This is a genomic window from Mycoplana sp. ABR4_002, from assembly GCF_056159645.1.
Genome location: NZ_JBSWVO010000001.1, coordinates 3,718,349 through 3,737,888, shown reverse-complemented (window position 1 = coordinate 3,737,888; position 19,540 = coordinate 3,718,349). Strand labels below are relative to the sequence as shown.

Below are 19,540 nucleotides of genomic sequence, written 5' to 3'. Positions count from 1 at the left end.
GGCCATTTACCACACTGTCGAAAGGAACAGAGCATGTCTATTCAGGCATTGCGTGAGCAGCGCGCGGCCAAAGCCAAGGCGCTGAAGGAACTGGTCGAGAAGAAGGATTGGAGCGCCGAGAAGGACCAGCCGGTCTATGATGCCGGTATGTCCGAGATTGACGCCATTGACGCGCAGATCTCGCGCATCTCGGCGGTCAACGAGAAGGTCGCCGACGAGGCGCTCAAGCACAATGTGATCGAGGCTTCCGAGCGGGCTGGCAAGGACAAGCAGTCGGATGGCGCGCGGCTCTACGCCAAGTGGCTCCGCGGCGGTGACAATTCGCTGTCGGCCGAGGACTGGGCGACCCTTCGCAACGCCATGTCCACCACCACGCCCAGCGAAGGCGGTTATACCGTCGCAACCGAAGTGGCGACCTCCGTTCTCGACGCTCTCAAGGCCTACGGCGGCATGCGCAGTGTGGCCACTGTCCTGCAGACCTCGCAGGGCAACCCGATGTCGTTTCCGACTTCGGACGGCACGGCGGAAGAGGGCGAGATCATCGCGGAAAACACGACCGCAACGGGCGCCGACATCTCCTTCGGCACCAAGTCCCTGCCGGCCTACAAGTATTCCTCGAAGGTCGTCGCCGTTCCCTTTGAGCTGCTGCAGGACAGCAGCGTCGACATCGAGGCTTTCGTTCGCCAGCGTCTCGTCACCCGCCTTGGCCGCGTGACCAACAAGCATTTCACCATCGGTACCGGCGCGGGCCAGCCGACGGGCGTGATCGTCGGAGCTACCGTCGGCGTCACCGCCGGTAACGGCACTTCGCAGGTCACCGGGATCATCTACGACTCGGTCATCGACCTGATCCACTCAGTCGACCCGGCCTACCGGGATGGTGGCAAATGCCGCTTCATGATGAACGACGGGTCGGTGAAGGTCATCCGAAAGATCAAGGACGGCCAGGGCCGCCCGATCTTCGTTCCCGGCTACGAGACGAACGTTCCGGGTGGCGCGCCGGATACGCTGTGCGGCTATCCGATCACCGTCAATCAGGACGTCGCTGTGATGGCAGCCAATGCCAAGTCGATCGCCTTCGGCGACTTCCGCCACTACAACGTCCGCGACGTCATGGCGATCGAGATGTTCCGCTTCACCGACTCCGCCTACACCAAGCTCGGCCAGGTCGGCTTCCTCGCCTGGATGCGCTCGGGCGGCAACCTGATCGACGTCGGCGGCGCCGTGAAGGTGTTCGTCAACGCCGCGTCCTAAGATCGGCGCCGGCCTTGGCGCCGGCTCCGGGGTCTCGCGCCGGGTCGCCATTTGCGATCCGGCCCCTCATCTCCTCAAAGCAAGGATCAGGAACAATGGCTGAGAAAGTCAAAGTCAAGATGACGTCCTACATGACCCTCAAGGGCGGGGTCGCATACAAACCCGGCGACATCGTCGAGTTCGATGCGAAGGAAGCGGCTCGGGTCGTCAGCGTCGGCGGCGCCGTGCCGCACGAAGAAGAATCGGAGAGCGAGCAGAAGGGCGAGAATTAAGCCATGCTCGCACCCGTCCGCACCGAGGAACCTGACGAGAAGCCGGTGTCTGTCGCCGATGCGAAGGCGCATCTGCGGGTCGACCACGCGGATGATGACGCCTTGATCGAAGGCCTCGTCGCAGCAGCGACCGAGTACCTCGATGGCCGGACAGGTATCCTCGGGCGGGCGATCGTCACGCAGACATGGCAGCAGCAGTTCGGGGCGCTCGGTTCGTGCCTGCGTCTGGCGTTGGGTCCGGTCGCATCGATCTCTTCCATCACCTATCGCGACACCAGCAACGTAGAGCAGACGCTGCCAGGTTCCGACTACGTCAGGCTCGTCGATGCTGGCGGTTCCTATCTCGTTCCGGCAATCGGCGCCGTTTGGCCTTCGACCTATGTGCGGCCGGATGCCGTCACCGTGACCTATGTCGCCGGCGCCGATGTGGACGAGGTACCCGCGCCGATCCGCACGGCCATCCTGCTGATGGTGGCGAACTGGTACGAGAACCGAGAGGCTGCCACGGGCGCTGGCCTTGCCGAACTCCCATTCGGAGTCCGTGCGCTGCTCGCGCCCTACCGCCGCGTCGACCTTTGAGTTCGATCCTCCGCAACGTCGGCGATGACCTGGCTCTCGGGTCGGCGAGGATGTGAACAAATTGCCAATCAAAAACCGGATCGTCACTGCAGGCGGCCGGACGATGGACCAGAGCGTGAAGCTCAAGATCAAGGGGAAATGACATGGCAGACATTACGATCACAGCGGCGAACGTCGTCGCCGGCAGCAATTCCTCGCAGATCCACGGCGTTGCTGGCGAAACCATCGCGGCCGGCAAGGCGGTCTACAAGAGCAGCACGACGAACAAGTGGATGCTGGCAGACAGCAATTCGGCGACGGCAGAGGCGCGGCAGGCGCATGGCATCGCGCTGACCGGTTCCTCGTTGAACCAGCCGATCACCGTTCATCGCAGCGGCGACATCACGATCGGCGGCACGATTGTTGCAGGGACGGCCTATTATCTGTCGGATACCGCGGGCGGCATCTGCCCGATCGCGGACGTTGGCGCCGGCGAATATGTGTGCCTTCTCGGCCTGGCGAAGTCGACGAGCGTTCTTGCCGTCAGCATCCAGTTTCCGAACGTATCGCTCTGATGCCGTGGGTCCGCTTTACGGCGGACTTTGACTTCAAGCCAAAGCCGCCGGTCACGATCGCCTTCAAGGCCGGGATGGTGCGTCTCGTCACGCGCTCATGCTCGGCCGCAGCGATTGCGGCCGGCAAGGCGGAGCCAACGAAAAGGCCCGAAAATGCCGGCAGGAAAACTACGGTCAAGACTGCACTTCCAGCAGCGCGCAGCGGGTGATGACGGTTACGGCAACACCGTGACTGGCGAGTTTGCAACGGTCTTTACCGATGCGGCCGAAGTTATTCCGCGCATGGGGTCCGAAGCCGTCATGGGGGCGCGGTTGCAGGGGCTCCAGCCGGTAACGATCCGGGTGCGTTCGCATTCTGCGACCCGCACGATCAACGCCACCTGGCGGGCGGTCGATGCCCGCTCCGGGGTCGTCTATGCCATCACCTCGCCGCCGGTCAACGTCGATCAGAAGAATCACTACATCGACATGCTGGCGACGATTGGCGGGCAGGCGGACTGATGGCCGTCAAGATCGAGGGGCTAGACCGCCTGAATCGCAAGCTTGCGGCTCTTCCAAAGGTTGCGAAAAAGCACATTCGCGAAGCGATGACGCAAGGGGCTGACGAGATCGTCGCGACGATGAAGGCGCTTGTGCCGAAAGCGAGCCACGACCTTGCAAATAGTATCGACTGGACATGGGGTAGCGCGCCCAAAGGAGCACTTTCAATCGCAACCGTTCGCGCCCGTGGTCTCGGCAGTACTGGTAGCGAGAACACGATCACGATCTACGCCGGCGATGCCAAAGCCTACTATGCCCGATTTGTAGAGTTTGGAACGGCGGCACACACGGCGGGCGGCAAGTTTGCCGGGGCGACCATCCCAGCTATTCCGGCTTCGCCGTTCTTCTTCGTGAGCTTCCGTGCCAACCGGCGCCGCGTCAAAGGACGCATCACGCGCGCCATCAACAAGTCCGCCAAGGAAGTGGCGGCCGGGGGGCGTTGATGGATGCAACCTACGAGCTTTCGGCGGCAATCATCGGTCGGCTGAAAGCAGACACCAGCGTGGCCGGGTTCGTTTCCGGGCGTGTGTTCGACCGTCCCGCCAGCGGGGCAGTCGCCTCGCCGTACATCTCGCTCGGGCCTTCCGATGCTGTCACAGACGATGCGGAGTGCATCGACGGGGTCGAAATCACCCTGCAGATCGACTGCTGGTCCTGGGGTGCAGATGAGGCTTTCGGCAGTGCGGAGGTGCGCAAGCTGTCTGGTGCAGTGCGTGTTGCTTTGCATGAGGCCGAATTCACCCTCGCAACCAATGCGCTGGCGACGTTGCGCCACCGTATAACCCGCTACCAGCGCGAAAGCGACGGGGCGACCAACAGGGCGATCGTCAGCATAACCGCCTTTGTCGAACTAACCTGAACCAACCCCTTTTTGACTGGAGACCACGGACATGGCTCAGCCTGTAACGGCCCGCTTTGGCAAATTCCGCGTGCTGCTCGATCTCGCCGGCACCGGCACCTATACCGCGCCCTGCGGCTTCACCTCGAAGTCGCTGACGCTGAACAAGTCGCTGTCGGAAGTCTCACTTCCCGACTGTGACGATCCGGATGCACCGATCACCCTCGGCCGCGATGTTGAAAGCATCTCTGCCTCGATCTCGGGCGAGGGCGTGCTTGCAGCCTCGGCAGTCGAAACCTGGCTCGATGCCTACGAGAGCACGGATTCGGTTGCGGTCAAGGTCGAAATCGAGTTTTCGACCGGCACCGTCACCTGGACCGGCGCGATGCACGTGGAAACGCTCGAGCTCGGTGCAGAGCAGGGCGGTCGTGTGACGCTGAACGTCTCGATGCAGTCTGACGGCGCGCTGGTCCGCACGGATACCTTTTAATGAGCCGTGATGCGAGGATAGACCTCGACTTTGCGGACGGAAGCTATTCGTTCCGGCTTGGCTGGGGCGAACTTGCGGAGCTGCAGGAAAAGACCGACGCGGGGCCGTATGTGGTCCTGCATCGGCTGCATTCGCATCAGTGGCGCATCGAGGACATCTCGAACGTCATCCGCCTCGGCCTGATCGGGGGCGGGATGGAGCCGACGGCAGCGCTGAAGAAGGTCCGCACCTACGTCGAGGCGCGGCCACCGCTTGAAAGCCACCCCTTCGCTGTCGCCATCCTTTCCGCTGGTCTGCTCGGGGCTCCGGATGAACCTGTGGGGGAGCCGGAAGCGCCAGCGCCAAAAGCCGAATAGACGATCTGCCGAACGGCAAGATCCGGTTTGCTTCGGTCTACGGCGTTGGCGCGGCAATGGGCTTTTCGCCGCAGCAGGTGAACGCCATGTCGATGTGGCAATTCCTGGCGACGGTAGACGGCCACATCAGGGCGAACGGCGGCGATGACGGCAAGATGTCGAGCGCCGAGGCGGACGATCTTTGGCAATGGCTGCAGGAGAAGGATGGCAGTGCTTAGCTCTGCCGGGATGCGGTATCGGCCATCTTTGTCATGGCATAGGCCTGCCGTTCAGAAGCGGCGCGGATTGCAATAATGTTCTCCAGGATCGCTCCAAGCGCGTAGACGGCCGCGCCTCCGATCATTGCCGGCAGGGCATAGATGATCAGCGCAACCCCGGCGCCCTTCGTTGTCGCTCCGATCAGCAAGACTGCGCCGATCGAGACGACGAAGATGGCCATACCTATAAGTTTCAGAAATCCGTCCATCCCGTAGAAATAGCAAGGAACAGTGATGGCTGCAACGGATCTTGAGCGGCTTGTGGTTCAACTGTCCGCCGACATCAAGAAATACGAGAATGCGCTCAACCGGGCGCAGGGCGTCACCAGCCGCCGCCTTGCTTCGATGCAGCGCCAGGCCACGACCTCCAGCAGGGCGATCGAGGCGTCCTTCATCGCAACCGGGGCGAAGATCGCCGGCGCGTTTGCCGGCGCGGCGACGGTCAGGTCGGCCATTAAGCTTTCAGAGGCGGCCACCCGTATCGACAACTCCCTGAAGGTCGCCGGCCTCGCGGGGCAGGAACTAGAGGACGTTTTCGACGGTCTGTCCAAAGCCGCTCTCGCCAACGGCGCGCCGATCGAGTCCCTTGCCAACCTGTACGGCAAGGCAGCGTTGGCACAGCGTGAGCTTGGTGTTTCGAGCGGCGAACTCCTCAACTTCACCAACAATGTGGCGCTTGCCCTTCGAGTCGCCGGTACGGATGCGCAGTCGGCAAGCGGCGCTCTGCTTCAGTTGGGGCAGGCGCTCGGCAGCGGGCGGGTCTATGCCGAAGAATTCAACTCGATCCTGGAAGGTGCGCCGACAATCGCGCGCGCTGTCGCGGCTGGGCTTGAGGAGGCGGGCGGTTCCGTCTCGAAACTGAAGCAGCTCATTGCGGACGGCGAGGTCTCCTCGGAGGCGTTCTTCCGTGCGTTCGAGGCAGGCGCCCCGATCCTCCGCGACCAGGTCGCGAATGCGAGGTTCACTATCGCGCAGGCGATGACGAACATCGAGACTGCCCTGATCAATGTCGCCAAGGAATTCAACGAATCCACCGGGGCAAGTGAAAGGTTTGCGGAAGGCATCAACGCTACGGCTCGTGTAATCGACGGGTTCGACGTTGCCGGGTTTATCGAGAAGATCCGCAGCATGCGGTCGGAGCTTGATGGGTTCCTAGCGGACCTCGGCAACGCCCAGATTTTCAAGGATCTGAACGAACTCCTCGGCGTCACGGACTCCGAGGGCAACGTCATCAATCTGGACGCGTCCGAGGCGAAGGAAGAAACGGCGAGCCTTGAGAAGGAGGTCAAGACCCTTCAGGACCGGATCGCGCTCAACACGGAACTGGGCTTCGACAATACCGAAGCAATCGCCCGTCTGAACGAGGTTCAGGCGAAGCTCGCCGAAGTCAGGGCCGCTGCGGCAAACCTGCCGGAGACAATACCAGGATACCAGATCGGTCCGAACGGACTGGAGCCGATTGGCTCGGGGAGCCTTAGCGGCGGTCCGCCCTCTCGCAACGGGCCGCGCCGCCCTTCCAGCGTGACGCCGGTCTCTCTCGGGAGCTACACGCCGCCGCCAAGCCGAGGCGGTGGGAGCGGAGGCGGCCGCCGCTCGGGTGGTGGGGGAGGCGGAGGCGGAGGCGCCAACGATCTCCAGCGCGAGATCGAGCAGATCAAAGAACGGACGGCGGCGATCCAGGCGGAGACCGCGGCGATGGAGGGGCTTAACCCTCTCCTCGACGACTACGGCTTCTCACTTGAGGCCGCACGGGCAAAGTCGGATCTGCTGACTGCGGCACAGCGCGCCGGCATTGCTGTCACGCCGGAACTGAAGGCCCAGATCGACACCCTTGCCACCGGATATGCTGCGGCAAGCGCAGAGGCTGAAAAGCTTGCGGAGCAACAGGAAAACGCTCGCCGCATGGCCGAGGATTTCCGTGGTGTCGCGCAGGACGCGCTCGGCGGGTTCATCTCCGACCTTCGCGAAGGGAAGTCTGCAACAGAGGCGCTGTCGAACGCACTGGACCGCGTCACCGACCGGCTCCTCGACCTGGCGCTGAACTCCGTATTCGACAACCTCTTCGGAGGGTTCGGCGGACTGTTCGGTGGCGGGGGCGGAGGGGGCGGTCTCCTGCCGGGTCTGTTCTCCAAGGGCGGCCCAGTTCATGCGGCAACGGGCGGGCGCATTTCCGGCCGTGGCACGGGCACCAGCGACAGCATCCCCGCGATGCTTTCGGACGGGGAATACGTCGTCAACGCGGCGGCCACCAAAAAGAACCTGGCGCTTCTGGAGGCGATCAACAGCGGCAAGGGGCTTCGTCTCGCAACGGGCGGGCTTGTCGGGCATCGGTCCTCGTCCTCTGCTGGCGGCGGCAGTGGCCCTGTCGTCAAAGTGAACATCGTCAACAACGCGCCCGATACCACGGTTTCCAAGCGTGAACGCGAGACCGCCGGCGGCAAGACGATCGACGTCCTCGTCGACGAGACGGTGGCGAAGAAGATCAACACGCCTGGCTCGGGGACACGCTCGGCCCTGCAAGGGCAATACTCGCTTAAGGGAGGCTTGTCGCGTCGATGACCGCTTGGCCCTCTACTCTGCCCTGCAGTTTCATCTCGACCTCGCAGGAAGAGGAAGCCGCCGACAATTTGCTGCGAAGCCAGGCGTCGATCGGGCCGGCGAAAGTGCGCCGCCGGTCTACGGCTGGTGTGTCGCGGCTCAGTGGCGACATGCGCATGACTGGGGCGCAGGTCGTTGCCTTCAAGAGCTTCATCAGCACCGACATTGCGGACGGAGCCGGCACGTTCACGTTCAAGGATCCGTATGGGGGCGCCGACATCCTCGTCCGCTACGTGCCCTCGTACCGTGTGCGGAGGCTCAGCACGGATCGGTGGCTGGTCTCTCTTTCGCTTGAGGTGCTACCGTGAGCCGCAGCGTCTCTGCGACCTTCCTTGGCGCCATCAATGCGCAGGAGACGGACGAGGTCGTCATCTGCCTGCTGACGGTCACGCATGAAGACCTGGCCGAGCCGATCTACCTCTCGTCCGACCCGACGACGCGGATCTCGTCCTCGCCACTTGTCTACGCGACCGTGAGCCGTGGTGAGGAATACCTGTTCCTGCCGTTCGAGTTCACGCTTCCGGATGACAAGAGCGACAGCCCGCCGCGGGTGCAGCTCTCGATCGACAATACCGAACGCTCGCTGGTGGCGCTGCTGCGCTCGATCGCAACCCCGGCCAGCATCAAGGTCGAAATCGTTCTGGCATCCAGCCCGGATGACGTGGAAATCGAACTGCCGGCGCTGCAACTTGCGAACGTGACTATCGGCGAGCAGATCACCGCGGACCTCGTGGCCGATGCGCTGATCAATGAACCCTATCCGGCCGGCCAGTTCACGCCGGGGTCGTTCCCGGGCCTGTTCTGATGGATCGTTTCGTCGGCATTCCCTACGTGGCCCACGGCCGCGGTTATGACGGCGCGGACTGCTGGGGGCTGGTCTATCTCTACTACCGCGACGTGCTCGGCCGTCCTGTCCCGTCCTACGTGGCGGAAATGCAGGAACGGGAGTTCCGGCCGCGCGGGATTGGCCCGCTGGTCGACGAGGAGCGGGAAGCCCACTGGATCAAGGCCACAGAGCCACAGGAAGGCGATGTCGTGCTGATGCGCAACGGCCGCCACCACAACCATGTCGGCATCCGCCTTTCCGGCGGGCGCCTGCTGCATTCCGATGGACCCGGACCCTCGGCCATCGAACGTCTCGACGCCCTGCATCTCCGCAACCGCATCGTTGGTTTCTACAGGCTGGCCTAATGCACCTTGAACGTGTTCATGCCGGCGAACTCCTCGGACCAGGGGAGGGCGTCGATGTCTTCCTGCGCCCGTCGCCTCTGAAGCAGGAGCGCCATCACCTGCGCCTGCCTGCAGGGCTGTCTCTGGCGGAGATGGTCGAGGAATGCCACGCCGCGTTCCCGACGTTCGACCGCCGCCGGGTGTATGTCGAGATCGCCGGCCATGCCGTGCCGGCCGAGCGCTGGGCGCGCGTGCGCGTCAAGCCGGGTGTTTCGGTCAGCGTCGTGGCCGTGCCGGGCAAGAATGCCTTCCGGGCCATCCTCGGGCTGGTGATCGCCATCGGCGCGCTGTTCCTCGCCCCGGTTCTTGCGGCCGCCATTGGCTTTGCAGGCTCGGCCACGGTCACGGGCCTGATTGCATCGGGCATCACCGTTATCGGCTCGCTGGTGGTCAATGCGCTGTTCCCGGTCGCGCAGCCACAGCAGCAGGAAGCGGAGAAGACCAAGACGCTCTATTCGATCGGCGGTGGGCAGAACTCGGCGGTCCAGTATGGCGCCATCCCGCACGTCTTCGGGCGTCATCGCATCTCGCCGCCCTATGCTGCGGGCGCCTACACCGAGATCCGTGCAGATGACCAGTACCTGCGGCAGTTGTTCTGCCTCGGCTACGGCCCGATGGACGTGTCGGACATCCGCATCGGTGAAACCCCGATCTCGCGCTTCGACGACGTCGAGATCGAGGTGATCGAAAACCACCTGACGGAATCCCCGACGCTCTACACCCGCCCGGTGTTCGAGGAGGCGGTGCAGATCCTGCTGGACTATGACAGTTCGTGGGTCACCCGCACGACGGCGGACGATGTCAACTACATCTCGGTCGACTACAGCTTTCCGAACGGCATCATAAAGACCAAGAAGAAGGACGGCGATGACGACAAGTACGAGGTCATCATCGAGGCGCAGTATCGTCTGACGGGATCCGGTGATCCGTGGTCCGAACTCGGAGCCGATCGCCAGTACATCAAGACCCGCCAGGCTATTCGCCGTTGGCTCGGCAAGAGCGTCCCGGCCGGCCAGTATGACATCCGTATGCGCAAGGCGACCGTGGACTATACCGGTGATGCCGCCTTCGTGACTGAAACCTGCTATTGGACCGCGCTTCGCGGCCGGCGCAATGCGACGGTGATCAACTTCGACAAGCCGCTGACGCTGATCGCCATGCGCATCCGTGCGACGGGGGAACTGTCCGGCACGGTCGACCGGCTGAACTGCATCGTGCAGCCGCGCATCAAGGCGTGGAACGGATCAAGCTGGGTCAACGACCAGACCAGCCGCAACCCGGCCGACCATTTCCGGCATGTGTTGCAGGGCAGCGCAAATGCGCGTCCGGTGCCTGACAGCATGATCGACCTGGAGAGCCTGCAGGACTGGCACGCCTACTGCGACTCCAATGTCTTCCGGTTCGAGTATGTGGCGACGGAACAGCGCTCGGTCTACGAGACCCTGTCCATGATTGCTGCGGCCGGCCGTGCCGCCGTGTCCCTTCGCGATGGCAAGTGGGGCGTGGTCTGGGACGTGGCGAATTCGCCGATCGTGCAGCACTTCACGCCGCGGAACTCCTGGGACTTCTCGTCTCAGCGCGGCTATGCCGAACTGCCGCACGCCTTCCGCGTCTCGTTCATCAACCGCAACAACGGTTATCTAAACGACGAGCGCGTGGTCTACGATGACGGCTACAACGCCGGCAATGCCACCAAGTTCGAGGGCATCGACTTCCCCGGCGTCACCGGTCCGGAGATTATCTGGAAGCACGCGCGCTATCACATCGCCCAGAACCGGCTGCAGCGCGAGGTCTACACGCTCTCGACCGATTTCGAGCATCTGGTCTGCACCCGCGGCGATCGGGTTCGGGTGAACCACGACACGGTGCTCTGGGGGCTCGGGGCAGGGCGGGTGAAATCCGTCTCCTCCTCGCCGGATACGGTGACGATCGACGACACCTTCACGATGGAGTCGGGCAAGACCTACTCCATGCGCTTCCGAAAAAGCGACGGCACCACGCTCGTCCGTACCGTTGCCGGCGCGGATGGAGAGTTCACGACGTTCACGCTCAATGGTTCCGGAAGCCTTCCCACGGCTGGCGATCTCGTCATGTTCGGCGAGAACGGGCTCGAGAGCGTTGTGCTGCGGGTCAAGAGCATCACGCCGCAGGCCGACCTGACGGCACAGCTTGAACTGGTCGACGACGCGCCTGAGATCCTGGACGCGGACACAGGAGAGATCCCGGAGTTCGAGACGGGCATTGCCGTGCCGATCGACTACCGGGCCTATAAGCCGACCGCCCTGTCATCGATAGAGCGGATCTGGACGACCTCGCCGGCCACCTCCCTGATCGCCCTGTCCTGGCTCGCGCCGGACATTGGCAAGGTCAGCGGCTATGTGGTCCAGTATGCAGAGAAGGGGACCGGCGAGTGGTCTCCGGTCCAGAACTCGGCTGAACCGCGGATCGACCTGATTGAAATCGCCGCCGGCGCCTATGACGTCCGTATTCGCGCCGTGTTCGAGAACGGGCAACTGTCGGACTGGCTGCTGGGCGTGTTCAGCGCGAAGATATTCGCGACCGTTCCTGCCACTGTCACCGGCTTCTCGATCGCGGTGGCAGGGGACAATGCAACGCTGCGTTGGAACGCGCCGACAACCCGGCCTGGTGCAATCTCGCACTACGAGATCCGCTATACCGGTGTCGTTTCCGGAGCTACCTGGCAGACCTCCACCATTTTGCGCTCGGTCTCGGGCCTGCAGGTTCAGGTCCCGGCCCTGCTCGGCACATACCTGATCAAGGCCGTCTCGTACTCCGGGATGCAGTCGACAAACCCGGCCGTCATCATCAGCACGATCGATCCGCTGACGACGTTCAACGCGGTGGAGTTGGCGGAAGAGGAAGCGCCGTTCCCGGGCGACAAGGATGGGACCTATTTCGATGGCAACGCGCTGCGCCTTGAGGGGGCGACGGATTTCTTCTCCATGTCGGATGTGTTCGAGCAGGGGGACTTCTTCCTCGGGACGGACGGATATCTGGAGGCGGGCTATTACGACTTCGTCGAGGTGGTCGATCTCGGCGCGGTCTACACTTCGCGCGTGTCCGCACAGATCGAAGCCGGCGGCGAGTGGTCGAGCGACGACTTCTTCGGCCTGTCCGACTATTTCGAGCGGGACGACTACTTCGGCGACATCGGCGGGCTGTGGGATGTGTCGATCGAGATCTCGACGACAGAGGATGATCCGGGCGGTTCTCCGGTCTGGTCGGACTGGACCCCGCTCGTCACCGGTGACTGGGCCGCACGCGCCTACCGGTTCCGGGCATTGCTCGAAAGCTTCCAGCAGGACGTGACGCCGCTAGTCACGGGGATGTCCGTCACGGTCGACATGCCGGATCGCGTCGTCGCCGGGGATGACATCGTCGTTTCCGGCTCTGGCCTGACCATCAACTTCTCGCCCGCCTTCCGCCAGCTTCAGGGTCTTTCGATCGCTGCCCAGGGGCTGGCAACCGGCGACTACTACGAGATCACCAGCAAAGACGAGACCGGCTTTCACATCGCCTTCAAGAATGCGGGCGGGTCGGCAATTACCCGAACAGTCGATTATGTCGCGAAAGGATACGGGGTTCTGCAATGAGCCAAGCAACAGATTGGAGTGTTCCGCTTGCGGGACCGGCAACGCCGACCGTCATGGCGACGAGGATGGACGACAGCCTCGATGCGCTGTTGAGTGCCCATTCGGGCTCAATCCGTCCGGCCTATGCCGTAGCCGGCACGATCTGGCTGGATACGGCCACAGCCGGCCTGCATAAGTTCTACGAATACGACGGCGCCAACGACCGGTTGCTGATGACGGTGAACACCTCGACCGGTGCGATCAGTTTCGGCAGTGGAACGGATGTGCAAGCCTACGACGAGCAACTGGCCGCTGTCGCTGGCCTCACGGGTGCGGCCGGTTCCTTCATTCGCTGGACCGGAACGGCGGCAGCCGCCATGCAGGCGATCGTAGGAACGGTGTCGCAGTCGGGAGGCACACCGACCGGCGCGATCGTAGAGCGAGGCAGCAACGCTAACGGTCGCTATGTCCGGTTCGCGGATGGCACGCAGATTTGCACCGCGACTGTGGCGGCGAGCGGCGGCGTGAATACGCTCTGGACCTACCCCGCGACATTCGTTTCCCAGGCGGACGCCTTCATCGGCTCAGCCCTGACGGCAGTGGGTGATGCGATAACGATCACAAGCGCGGGCGCGGGTTCGGGAGCATCAATCTCGCTTCAGGCGAGGACTCAGGCGGGCGGTGCCGCCTCAAGTTCCTCAAACGTGTTCGCAATGGCTATCGGAAGGTGGTTCTGATGCACATCAATCTTTCTCCGCAGCGCTCGGACCCTGCGCTGACCGTAACGAAAGCCGGTGATGTCCTGACCATCAACGGCAAGGCGTTCGACTTCACCGATCTGCCCGATGGCGCCACGGTCGAAAACGTTCCGTGCGATTTCATCGTCGGGCCGGTCGATCGGGTCGATGGGGTGCTTAAGATCACGCTGCTTCTTCCATGCCCCCATGGCGCGCAACAGGAGCGCCTATTCCCCGCGCCGCTTGCCAATCCGGCAGACGGCCCAATCCTCTTCCCCGGAGACGCAGCATGACGTGGACAGTTGACCAGGGCACAGTCATCACGGCCGAGCAGAAGCAGGCGGCGGCTCGGGCTGAAATGGTTCGGCAAGTGGATGCCGAGCGCGATCATCGTATAGCCGCAGGCTTCACCTTCGGCGGAGTAGAGTATCAGTCCCGACCGGAAGACCGCGAAAACATGGCGGGCGCGGCGACGGCCGCGCTGGCGGCTATCACGGGTGGGTCGCAACCGGGTGACCTTCGCTGGCACGGCGGCGGTAGCGATTTCACCTGGATCGCTGCCGACAACAGCACGCACCCGATGGATGCGCGGACGATGTTCGCCCTCGGCAAGGCGGCGATGGCCCACAAGCAGGCGCTGATCTTCGCCGCGCGCGCCATCAAGGACATGGACCCGATCCCGGCAGACTATGCGACAAACCCTGACTACTGGCCGGAGTGACCGCGGCCGTTAGTACATCAGGATTGCAACGGTGATGGAGGATCGATCAAGTCCAGGACCTTGCGAACTGCTCTAATCGTGCTCGTGATCTCGTCCCTGACGCTTACGACGACTTCGCCGGAGTCAACGATTGGCTCTGCTGGCTCTGGCGGTTGGTACGCATAGTCCCTCATGATCTTTAGGATCTCGATCGCCTCTTCAATTTCGATCGGGCGTTTCATCGATAGGTCGAGATATTTGGGGTACAAGATGAAGGCGACCGCGAACAGCTGTTCGATTGTTAGCTTTCTACCACGTCTTGGGTTCGCTTGTCGGTCATCGGTGAGGCCCCATCCTGAGTAAAATGGGCAGCCGAATGTGGTGACCGGGAGTCCCCTCATGAGAGCTTCGAAGCCCGACAGAGAGGTTATCGTATAAACGTGATCGATTGTCTGGAATGCGTCAGCGAGACTGATGTCGTTCTCCAGTACTAAAGCCGCACCTTTCACATGGTTGGGATTGGAAACGGATTCTGCTGTCCCCTGCAGCACCTCTGGATGCGGCTTGTAAATGATCTGGGCATCAGGATTCTCACGCTTTGCGAGCCAGACAAGATCGTTATTTGTCACCGATCGATCGCACCCAAATTGGATGGAGGCATCGCGCTCGACCTGTCCAATGACTAGTACGCGCTTTCTGTCCTTTGGGCCGTAGACTGCATCAATGTCTACGGTGGCGCTGGAATTATACTTGCTTAGTCCTAGAGAAAGTAAGGTTCTCATGACGGATCGAGCTCGGTCGATAAGCTCGGGGTTGGCGTCAAAGTCGTAAGTGGCGAGGGTCGTCTCCAGGTCCGTAGGGGCCTGGGCATTGAAGAACATGTCCTGAGTGTCAAAGGTAAGGGAGATCGGGGGAGTCCGATGGGCGCCAAGAGAAACTGACCGAAGGAATCCATCCTCGACGTAGTGGAATTCTATACCATGTTTTGCACAGAATGACTTGAGAGTTTCGATTGACTTGTATTGCCAGGCCAGGACACGGGAGCGCTTATCGGCAAGAACGCGCCACTTCCAGTCAGCGTTGAATTCGGCGACGCTTATCTTCATCGGAACGAAAACAACCTCGCAATCCGGAAACCAGTCGCGCATGAAGGTCTTCCACGAATTGAACCCGAACAGAAACAGTGGTGGCTTGCCAGCAGTGGACGTATGTCGTTTGATGAATGCGGACGCCTGCCGTACTACACGCCACTCGGTCCATTTTGCAGGGGTCGCCTCGGTTGCCAATTTGCACCTCAAATCTCGTTCGCGCCAAAATCGCGATGCGCGTATCGCTATGCCTAATACAGCCTAAAATGTGACAGTTGTTATGCCAGACGATTTCCGGGCTTTGCAAATGCCGCCATAGCGGCTTTAAGTCGCGCACCTAGAGAGGGAACAATCTCACTCTCGGTGGTTGGTCTACTGCTTGTCGCTTCGCTGTGCGCCACGTACTTTTCGAATACCTGTCGCCTTATCTCTGGGTCGTAGACCGCAGATGTCGCCGTCTGGGTGAGGCTTGCCATGTCTGCATCTATCGGCGTCAGAAGGCCACGATCAGCCATGTGTGTGACGGTTGTTATGGCTAGCTCGACGTCGTCAAAGGGAACTTTGGATAATGAAGTCGCGGTGTAGTTCCACCATCTAAGGTTGAGAAGTTCGTCAATTATCGACTGAGGGAAGCGATATCTTAGAACCCTCGCGGGGGCCCCAACAACAATGGCGTAAGGCGGAACGCTTTTTGTAACGATCGCTCCGGCGCCAATCACGGCGCCGTCACCAACCGTAATGCCAGTCATGATGATCGCGTTGGCGCCGATCCAAACATCGTTGCCAATCAGCGTTCTGGTTTTTCGCTCGCGAGCCGGGACCTCAACTTGACACTCGGGGTCCACCCAGAATCGTTCGCCTAGTTGGAAGGGATGGGTAGACATCCAATCTACGGGGTGCTGTCCGTCACCGATCGCGACGCCAGGTGCGATGGAGCAATAGCGCCCGATGGAAGACACGCCGATTCCTAGACGAGACCCGTAGCGAATATAGGTGTAAGCGCCGATAAAGCCCTTCATTCCGATCGTTCCGTCGATTCGAACCGGGGCTTCCACATAGAGGGATGCTTTGGCATTCATCGATACCGTTTTAGCGATCTTAATCTTCGGGTTGTGCTTGGCCGACATATCAATCCTCAGTACCTCTGCCGGGTCTCCTTATTCCAAAGACGTCGCCCGCTGGCAAGTCAGTATGGAGCCAACCCACTTCAACTGCTGAAGCTGTGAATCTGTGTTGCAATGCTCATAGATCCCATTCAATGGTTCGCTCGTGCAATTGCGAGGTTAAATATGTGGATTTGGGCTAAGCTCACTAGAGGTATCAAAGAGAGAAAAACGGACCACTCGCCGAGTAAACTGCAGAATGAGCTATCCGCAGAAAACCATTTCCTGGACCATGGCGCTGCAGATGTTCAAGGCCGCTTTTACGGGAGGCCCGACAGCAGCGGGAACATAATCTCGATTGGCGCCGGAACGAAGTTCTCAGGATCAATCCTGATCATGGGGCACAACAATCTCATCGAAATCGGAGAAAACTGTACATTCAAAGGGCGGATTGTGGTGAAGGGCAACGGCCAGACTGTGAGGTTTGGTGATCACTCGACGACGGTGAACGTGTATGTCCTCTGCAGCGAGGGGTGCGACGTCACCATAGGTAGGTGGTGCATGCTCTCGCGCCAAATCGAGATTAGGACAACCGATGCGCATTCCGTCATCGATCGATCCTCCAGAAAACGCCTGAATCTTTCTGAAAGCATCGTTATCGGTGATCATGTCTGGGTCGGGGTGGGAAGCATAATCAACAAGGGGTCGCGCGTCCCCTCGGATTCGATCGTGGGCGCGATGTCTTTCGTCAACGACAAATTTGAACAAGAAGGAATCATTCTCGCGGGCACCCCGGCCCGAGTTGTGCGAGAAGGGATTACCTGGCACCACGCCACTAGGCGTTCGTACTCGCTGCAAGACGTGAATTACTGGAAGAATATCGAGTAGCTCGCCAGGATCGATGCCCTTGTAATAGCGGACTCGTACGATCTTGCGCTCTTGGGTCTTACAAGCTTGCTACTGGTCAACGCGATGAGTTTTGGGGGGGAGGGGCAAGGGCGAAGCAACAGGTTAGGGAGCTTCGCCCTCCGAGAATGCCGCCTGGGCAGGCGGCCCTCTGGTATCAACGATTGGCGTGCAACCGCTGATGACGGTCGGGCTACTAGCGCCGCTTTAAGCCGATTACAATAGCCTTCATCGAAGTCGGGATGCACTTCAATTAAAATATTGAAAAGAATGGTAATAGGCCAGCGCTAGCAGCTGCAATCGAAATTGTAGTCGCCCTCAAGCCGTGACTGTTAACAGCAGTGCGAACAGCAAAGCTATTGCCAGAAGCGAAAGCGCAAGAAATCCGTCGTTCATCACGGACCCTCCTGTCAGGACTATCTCGTGAGGCGAGCCCAGTAGGTGCTCGGTATAGGCGAGCCTGGTTACTCGGATAAGTTCTGACAACTCATTCTACCACCTAACAAATACAAGGAAAATCGTCCATGACGACGCTTGGAAAGGGTCGGGCGACGGCGATCGCCTATGCCGATATCGCACGCTTGGCTGACACGCTCGGCTGCCACCCAGCCGATCTCGAGGCCATCGCCGAAGTCGAGAGTGCCGGCTTCGGCTGGTTCCCGGACGGCCGCATCAAGATCTTGTTCGAGAAGCACAAGTTCTACCAGTACCTGCCGGAGGAGAAGCGGGCATGGGCGGTGAAAGCCGGGCTTGCCCGCAAGTCCTGGATCAGCCCGAAGAAGGGCGGTTACACGGACCAGCCGGACGCCGATGCACGCTATCGGATTCTATCTCGCGCGATCGCCGCCGACGAGGATGCAGCCTTCATGGCGATCAGCGTCGGCAAGTTCCAGATCATGGGCTTCAATCACATGCTCTGCGGCCACCAGACGGCGAAGCAGATGTTCGAGGCCTTCTGTGACAGCGAGGTCTACCAGCTTTCCGCCTTCGCCGGATTTCTGCGCGGCAAGGGCCTGGTGCCGGCGCTGCAGCTGCGTGCCTTCGAGAAGATCGAGGAGGTCTACAACGGTGGCGGCCTTAACGGCGCCTATGCGACGAAGATGCGGACGGCCTCTGAGAAGCTGCGCGCCGGGAAATGGAAGGGCTACCAGCCGGGCGCCCTGACCGCGCCGGCACCGAAGCCAGTCTCCGATCTCCCGACACCGTCGTTCGATCTCAATCCCAAGCCCGCCACCTCGCCGAAGCAGACGACCGATTGGGTGGCCGCAGTTGGACGCCTGCTTTCCACTCTTCTCATGAGCCTCGGATGGATCCGCAAATGAAGATCAACACCAATGCCGTACACAACCTGATTAACATCGCCGTCGCGCTGGTGCCGGCCCTGCACGCCTTCGACTGGACCCAGTTCTTCGATGCCGACACCTCGCTCAAGATCGTCGGCACGCTCGGGCTCGCGAAGATCTTTATCAATGTCCTGCGTGATGGTCCGGCTGGGCTCGTCAAATATCAGCCGCCGGTGCAGTGATGCTGGCGCGTCTCAAATTGTTCGGCATCGCCGCGATCGCGGCCGTGCTGATCATCACCGCTGCCTACTGGGTCGGCCGGCGCGAGGGGCGGCAGCAGGTCGCCGTCGAGGCGCTGGAATCCACGCTGCGCGATTTCGTGAGGAAGGGAAAGATCAATGGGCAGGTTTCTGCTGCTGATGCTGCTGCTCTGTGCCGCGATATCGGGCTGCCAGTCGACCAGCAAGACGAGTGCGTGCGCCGGGTTCGAGAAGCTTCGGCCAAACCTTGAGACGTCCGTCTCGATCCTGACAACAGATCGGCCGTTCGCCAACCAGGTGGCGGCGCATAACCGCTTCGGGGCGGAAAAGGGGTGCTGGTAGTGTCCGACAAGTTTCAATCCTTCACCGAGATGCTGAACGCATGGGTCGGCGGGGCTGGCGCCACGCTGGTCGGCGCTTTTCTCGGGCGGTTCATGTGGCACGTCACGGAGGCAAGGAAAATGCGCCGGAAGTTCCTCGGTATCGAATTGTTCTGGGAGCTGCCCATCGCTCTTGGCATGGCACTGATCGGCGAGGGGCTGGCAGCCTGGTTGGCGCTTGGCCAGGTGGCGAGCACGGGAATGATCGCGGCGCTCGCCTACCTCGGCCCTCGTGGCGCCGAGGCGCTGTTCACGCGTTGGTTCGGGGCGAAGGTGGGGTAGCTCCTCGACCCTGTTGGTTCTCGTCCTGGTTTGAACTGCCTTTCCAGCCCTCCAGGCTGGGCGCATCAACGAGATAGAGAAGCTGTCGAAACCCCGCACTGCATCGCTCCTGCCTCGCCCGCATCCGCGGGCAATCGGCGGCGAGGATCCTCCGCAACTGCAGGAAGGTCATGTCCGCGCCGTGGCGTGCAATTAGAGCGGAAAGCCGGTAGCGGCCAGCACGCTTGCAATCCATGCATT

The 19,540-nt window shown here is 61.4% G+C and carries 26 protein-coding genes; 23 read left to right on the top strand and 3 right to left on the bottom strand.

Going from position 1 to position 19,540, the window contains the following annotated elements; translation table 11 throughout:
• Positions 1-33: 33 nt before the first annotated feature.
• From ACXAGF_RS17800 to ACXAGF_RS17755, 10 genes are all read left to right on the top strand, one after another.
• Complete coding sequence (locus ACXAGF_RS17800) at positions 34-1,254, top strand: phage major capsid protein (protein ID WP_475018703.1); 1,221 nt, start codon at positions 34-36, stop codon at positions 1,252-1,254.
• A 95-nt stretch (positions 1,255-1,349) separates the two neighbouring features.
• Positions 1,350-1,526 (top strand): hypothetical protein, encoded by a 177-nt coding sequence (locus ACXAGF_RS17795; protein ID WP_475018702.1) that lies wholly within the window; start codon positions 1,350-1,352, stop codon positions 1,524-1,526.
• Between the two features lie 3 nt (positions 1,527-1,529).
• Positions 1,530-2,105, top strand: a complete 576-nt coding sequence (locus tag ACXAGF_RS17790) for a head-tail connector protein (protein WP_475018701.1) — start codon at positions 1,530-1,532, stop codon at positions 2,103-2,105.
• Positions 2,106-2,248: 143 nt separating this feature from the next.
• Positions 2,249-2,659, top strand: coding sequence for a hypothetical protein (locus tag ACXAGF_RS17785; protein WP_475018700.1), 411 nt, complete (start codon positions 2,249-2,251; stop codon positions 2,657-2,659).
• 153 nt (positions 2,660-2,812) lie between these two features.
• Positions 2,813-3,160, top strand: a complete 348-nt coding sequence (locus ACXAGF_RS17780) for a head-tail adaptor protein (RefSeq protein ID WP_475018699.1) — start codon at positions 2,813-2,815, stop codon at positions 3,158-3,160.
• Positions 3,160-3,642 (top strand): HK97-gp10 family putative phage morphogenesis protein, encoded by a 483-nt coding sequence (locus ACXAGF_RS17775; protein WP_475018698.1) that lies wholly within the window; start codon positions 3,160-3,162, stop codon positions 3,640-3,642. Before ACXAGF_RS17780 ends, ACXAGF_RS17775 begins: the two co-directional genes overlap by 1 nt.
• Positions 3,642-4,058, top strand: coding sequence for a DUF3168 domain-containing protein (locus ACXAGF_RS17770; protein ID WP_475018697.1), 417 nt, complete (start codon positions 3,642-3,644; stop codon positions 4,056-4,058). The genes ACXAGF_RS17775 and ACXAGF_RS17770 overlap by 1 nt, the downstream gene beginning before the upstream one ends.
• A 31-nt stretch (positions 4,059-4,089) precedes the next feature.
• A complete protein-coding gene (locus ACXAGF_RS17765; RefSeq protein WP_475018696.1) occupies positions 4,090-4,527 on the top strand; it encodes a phage tail tube protein in 438 nt (145 codons plus the stop codon).
• The gene (locus ACXAGF_RS17760) at positions 4,527-4,883 is read left to right on the top strand and encodes a gene transfer agent family protein (RefSeq protein WP_475018695.1); all 357 of its coding nucleotides are present in this window, start codon (positions 4,527-4,529) and stop codon (positions 4,881-4,883) included. Before ACXAGF_RS17765 ends, ACXAGF_RS17760 begins: the two co-directional genes overlap by 1 nt.
• Before the next feature lie 86 nt (positions 4,884-4,969).
• The gene (locus ACXAGF_RS17755; protein ID WP_475018694.1) at positions 4,970-5,101 is read left to right on the top strand and encodes a hypothetical protein; all 132 of its coding nucleotides are present in this window, start codon (positions 4,970-4,972) and stop codon (positions 5,099-5,101) included.
• Here ACXAGF_RS17755 and ACXAGF_RS17750 read toward each other — a convergent pair.
• Positions 5,098-5,322, bottom strand: coding sequence for a hypothetical protein (locus ACXAGF_RS17750; protein ID WP_475018693.1), 225 nt, complete (start codon positions 5,320-5,322; stop codon positions 5,098-5,100). The two genes, ACXAGF_RS17755 and ACXAGF_RS17750, sit on opposite strands and share 4 nt — an antisense overlap.
• 163 nt (positions 5,323-5,485) lie before the next feature.
• Here ACXAGF_RS17750 and ACXAGF_RS17745 point away from each other — a divergent pair, with 163 nt between their 5' ends.
• The 8 genes from ACXAGF_RS17745 (at position 5,486) to ACXAGF_RS17710 (ending at position 14,019) form a co-directional block, all read left to right on the top strand.
• On the top strand, positions 5,486-7,699 hold the full coding sequence (locus ACXAGF_RS17745) for a tape measure protein (protein ID WP_475018692.1): 2,214 nt from the start codon (positions 5,486-5,488) through the stop codon (positions 7,697-7,699).
• Complete coding sequence (locus tag ACXAGF_RS17740; protein WP_475018691.1) at positions 7,696-8,046, top strand: hypothetical protein; 351 nt, start codon at positions 7,696-7,698, stop codon at positions 8,044-8,046. Before ACXAGF_RS17745 ends, ACXAGF_RS17740 begins: the two co-directional genes overlap by 4 nt.
• Complete coding sequence (locus ACXAGF_RS17735; RefSeq protein ID WP_475018690.1) at positions 8,043-8,543, top strand: DUF1833 family protein; 501 nt, start codon at positions 8,043-8,045, stop codon at positions 8,541-8,543. The genes ACXAGF_RS17740 and ACXAGF_RS17735 overlap by 4 nt, the downstream gene beginning before the upstream one ends.
• Positions 8,543-8,929, top strand: coding sequence for a C40 family peptidase (locus tag ACXAGF_RS17730; protein ID WP_475018689.1), 387 nt, complete (start codon positions 8,543-8,545; stop codon positions 8,927-8,929). The genes ACXAGF_RS17735 and ACXAGF_RS17730 overlap by 1 nt, the downstream gene beginning before the upstream one ends.
• A complete protein-coding gene (locus ACXAGF_RS17725) occupies positions 8,929-12,582 on the top strand; it encodes a host specificity factor TipJ family phage tail protein (RefSeq protein WP_475018688.1) in 3,654 nt (1,217 codons plus the stop codon). Before ACXAGF_RS17730 ends, ACXAGF_RS17725 begins: the two co-directional genes overlap by 1 nt.
• 65 nt (positions 12,583-12,647) lie before the next feature.
• Positions 12,648-13,298 carry a hypothetical protein gene (locus tag ACXAGF_RS17720; RefSeq protein ID WP_475018687.1) on the top strand — a complete coding sequence of 217 codons (651 nt, stop codon included), beginning with the start codon at positions 12,648-12,650 and terminating at the stop codon, positions 13,296-13,298.
• On the top strand, positions 13,298-13,591 hold the full coding sequence (locus ACXAGF_RS17715; protein ID WP_475018686.1) for a hypothetical protein: 294 nt from the start codon (positions 13,298-13,300) through the stop codon (positions 13,589-13,591). The genes ACXAGF_RS17720 and ACXAGF_RS17715 overlap by 1 nt, the downstream gene beginning before the upstream one ends.
• Positions 13,588-14,019 carry a DUF4376 domain-containing protein gene (locus ACXAGF_RS17710; RefSeq protein ID WP_475018685.1) on the top strand — a complete coding sequence of 144 codons (432 nt, stop codon included), beginning with the start codon at positions 13,588-13,590 and terminating at the stop codon, positions 14,017-14,019. Before ACXAGF_RS17715 ends, ACXAGF_RS17710 begins: the two co-directional genes overlap by 4 nt.
• Before the next feature lie 17 nt (positions 14,020-14,036).
• Here ACXAGF_RS17710 and ACXAGF_RS17705 read toward each other — a convergent pair whose 3' ends face one another.
• On the bottom strand, positions 14,037-15,146 hold the full coding sequence (locus tag ACXAGF_RS17705; protein WP_475018684.1) for a capsular polysaccharide export protein, LipB/KpsS family: 1,110 nt from the start codon (positions 15,144-15,146) through the stop codon (positions 14,037-14,039).
• 218 nt (positions 15,147-15,364) lie between these two features.
• The gene (locus tag ACXAGF_RS17700; protein ID WP_475018683.1) at positions 15,365-16,213 is read right to left on the bottom strand and encodes a CatB-related O-acetyltransferase; all 849 of its coding nucleotides are present in this window, start codon (positions 16,211-16,213) and stop codon (positions 15,365-15,367) included.
• A gap of 162 nt (positions 16,214-16,375) precedes the next feature.
• On the opposite strand from ACXAGF_RS17700, the gene ACXAGF_RS17695 reads away from it, so the two are divergent.
• From ACXAGF_RS17695 to ACXAGF_RS17675, 5 genes are all read left to right on the top strand, one after another.
• Positions 16,376-17,077, top strand: a complete 702-nt coding sequence (locus ACXAGF_RS17695) for an acyltransferase (protein ID WP_475018682.1) — start codon at positions 16,376-16,378, stop codon at positions 17,075-17,077.
• 542 nt (positions 17,078-17,619) lie between these two features.
• Complete coding sequence (locus ACXAGF_RS17690; RefSeq protein WP_475018681.1) at positions 17,620-18,417, top strand: N-acetylmuramidase domain-containing protein; 798 nt, start codon at positions 17,620-17,622, stop codon at positions 18,415-18,417.
• Entirely contained in the window at positions 18,414-18,620 is a 207-nt protein-coding gene (locus ACXAGF_RS17685) for a hypothetical protein (protein ID WP_475018680.1), read from the top strand. The genes ACXAGF_RS17690 and ACXAGF_RS17685 overlap by 4 nt, the downstream gene beginning before the upstream one ends.
• Positions 18,620-18,889 carry a hypothetical protein gene (locus ACXAGF_RS17680; RefSeq protein WP_475018679.1) on the top strand — a complete coding sequence of 90 codons (270 nt, stop codon included), beginning with the start codon at positions 18,620-18,622 and terminating at the stop codon, positions 18,887-18,889. Before ACXAGF_RS17685 ends, ACXAGF_RS17680 begins: the two co-directional genes overlap by 1 nt.
• Positions 18,890-18,979: 90 nt before the next feature.
• Positions 18,980-19,300 (top strand): phage holin family protein, encoded by a 321-nt coding sequence (locus ACXAGF_RS17675; RefSeq protein WP_475018678.1) that lies wholly within the window; start codon positions 18,980-18,982, stop codon positions 19,298-19,300.
• The last annotated feature ends 240 nt before the right edge of the window (positions 19,301-19,540 follow it).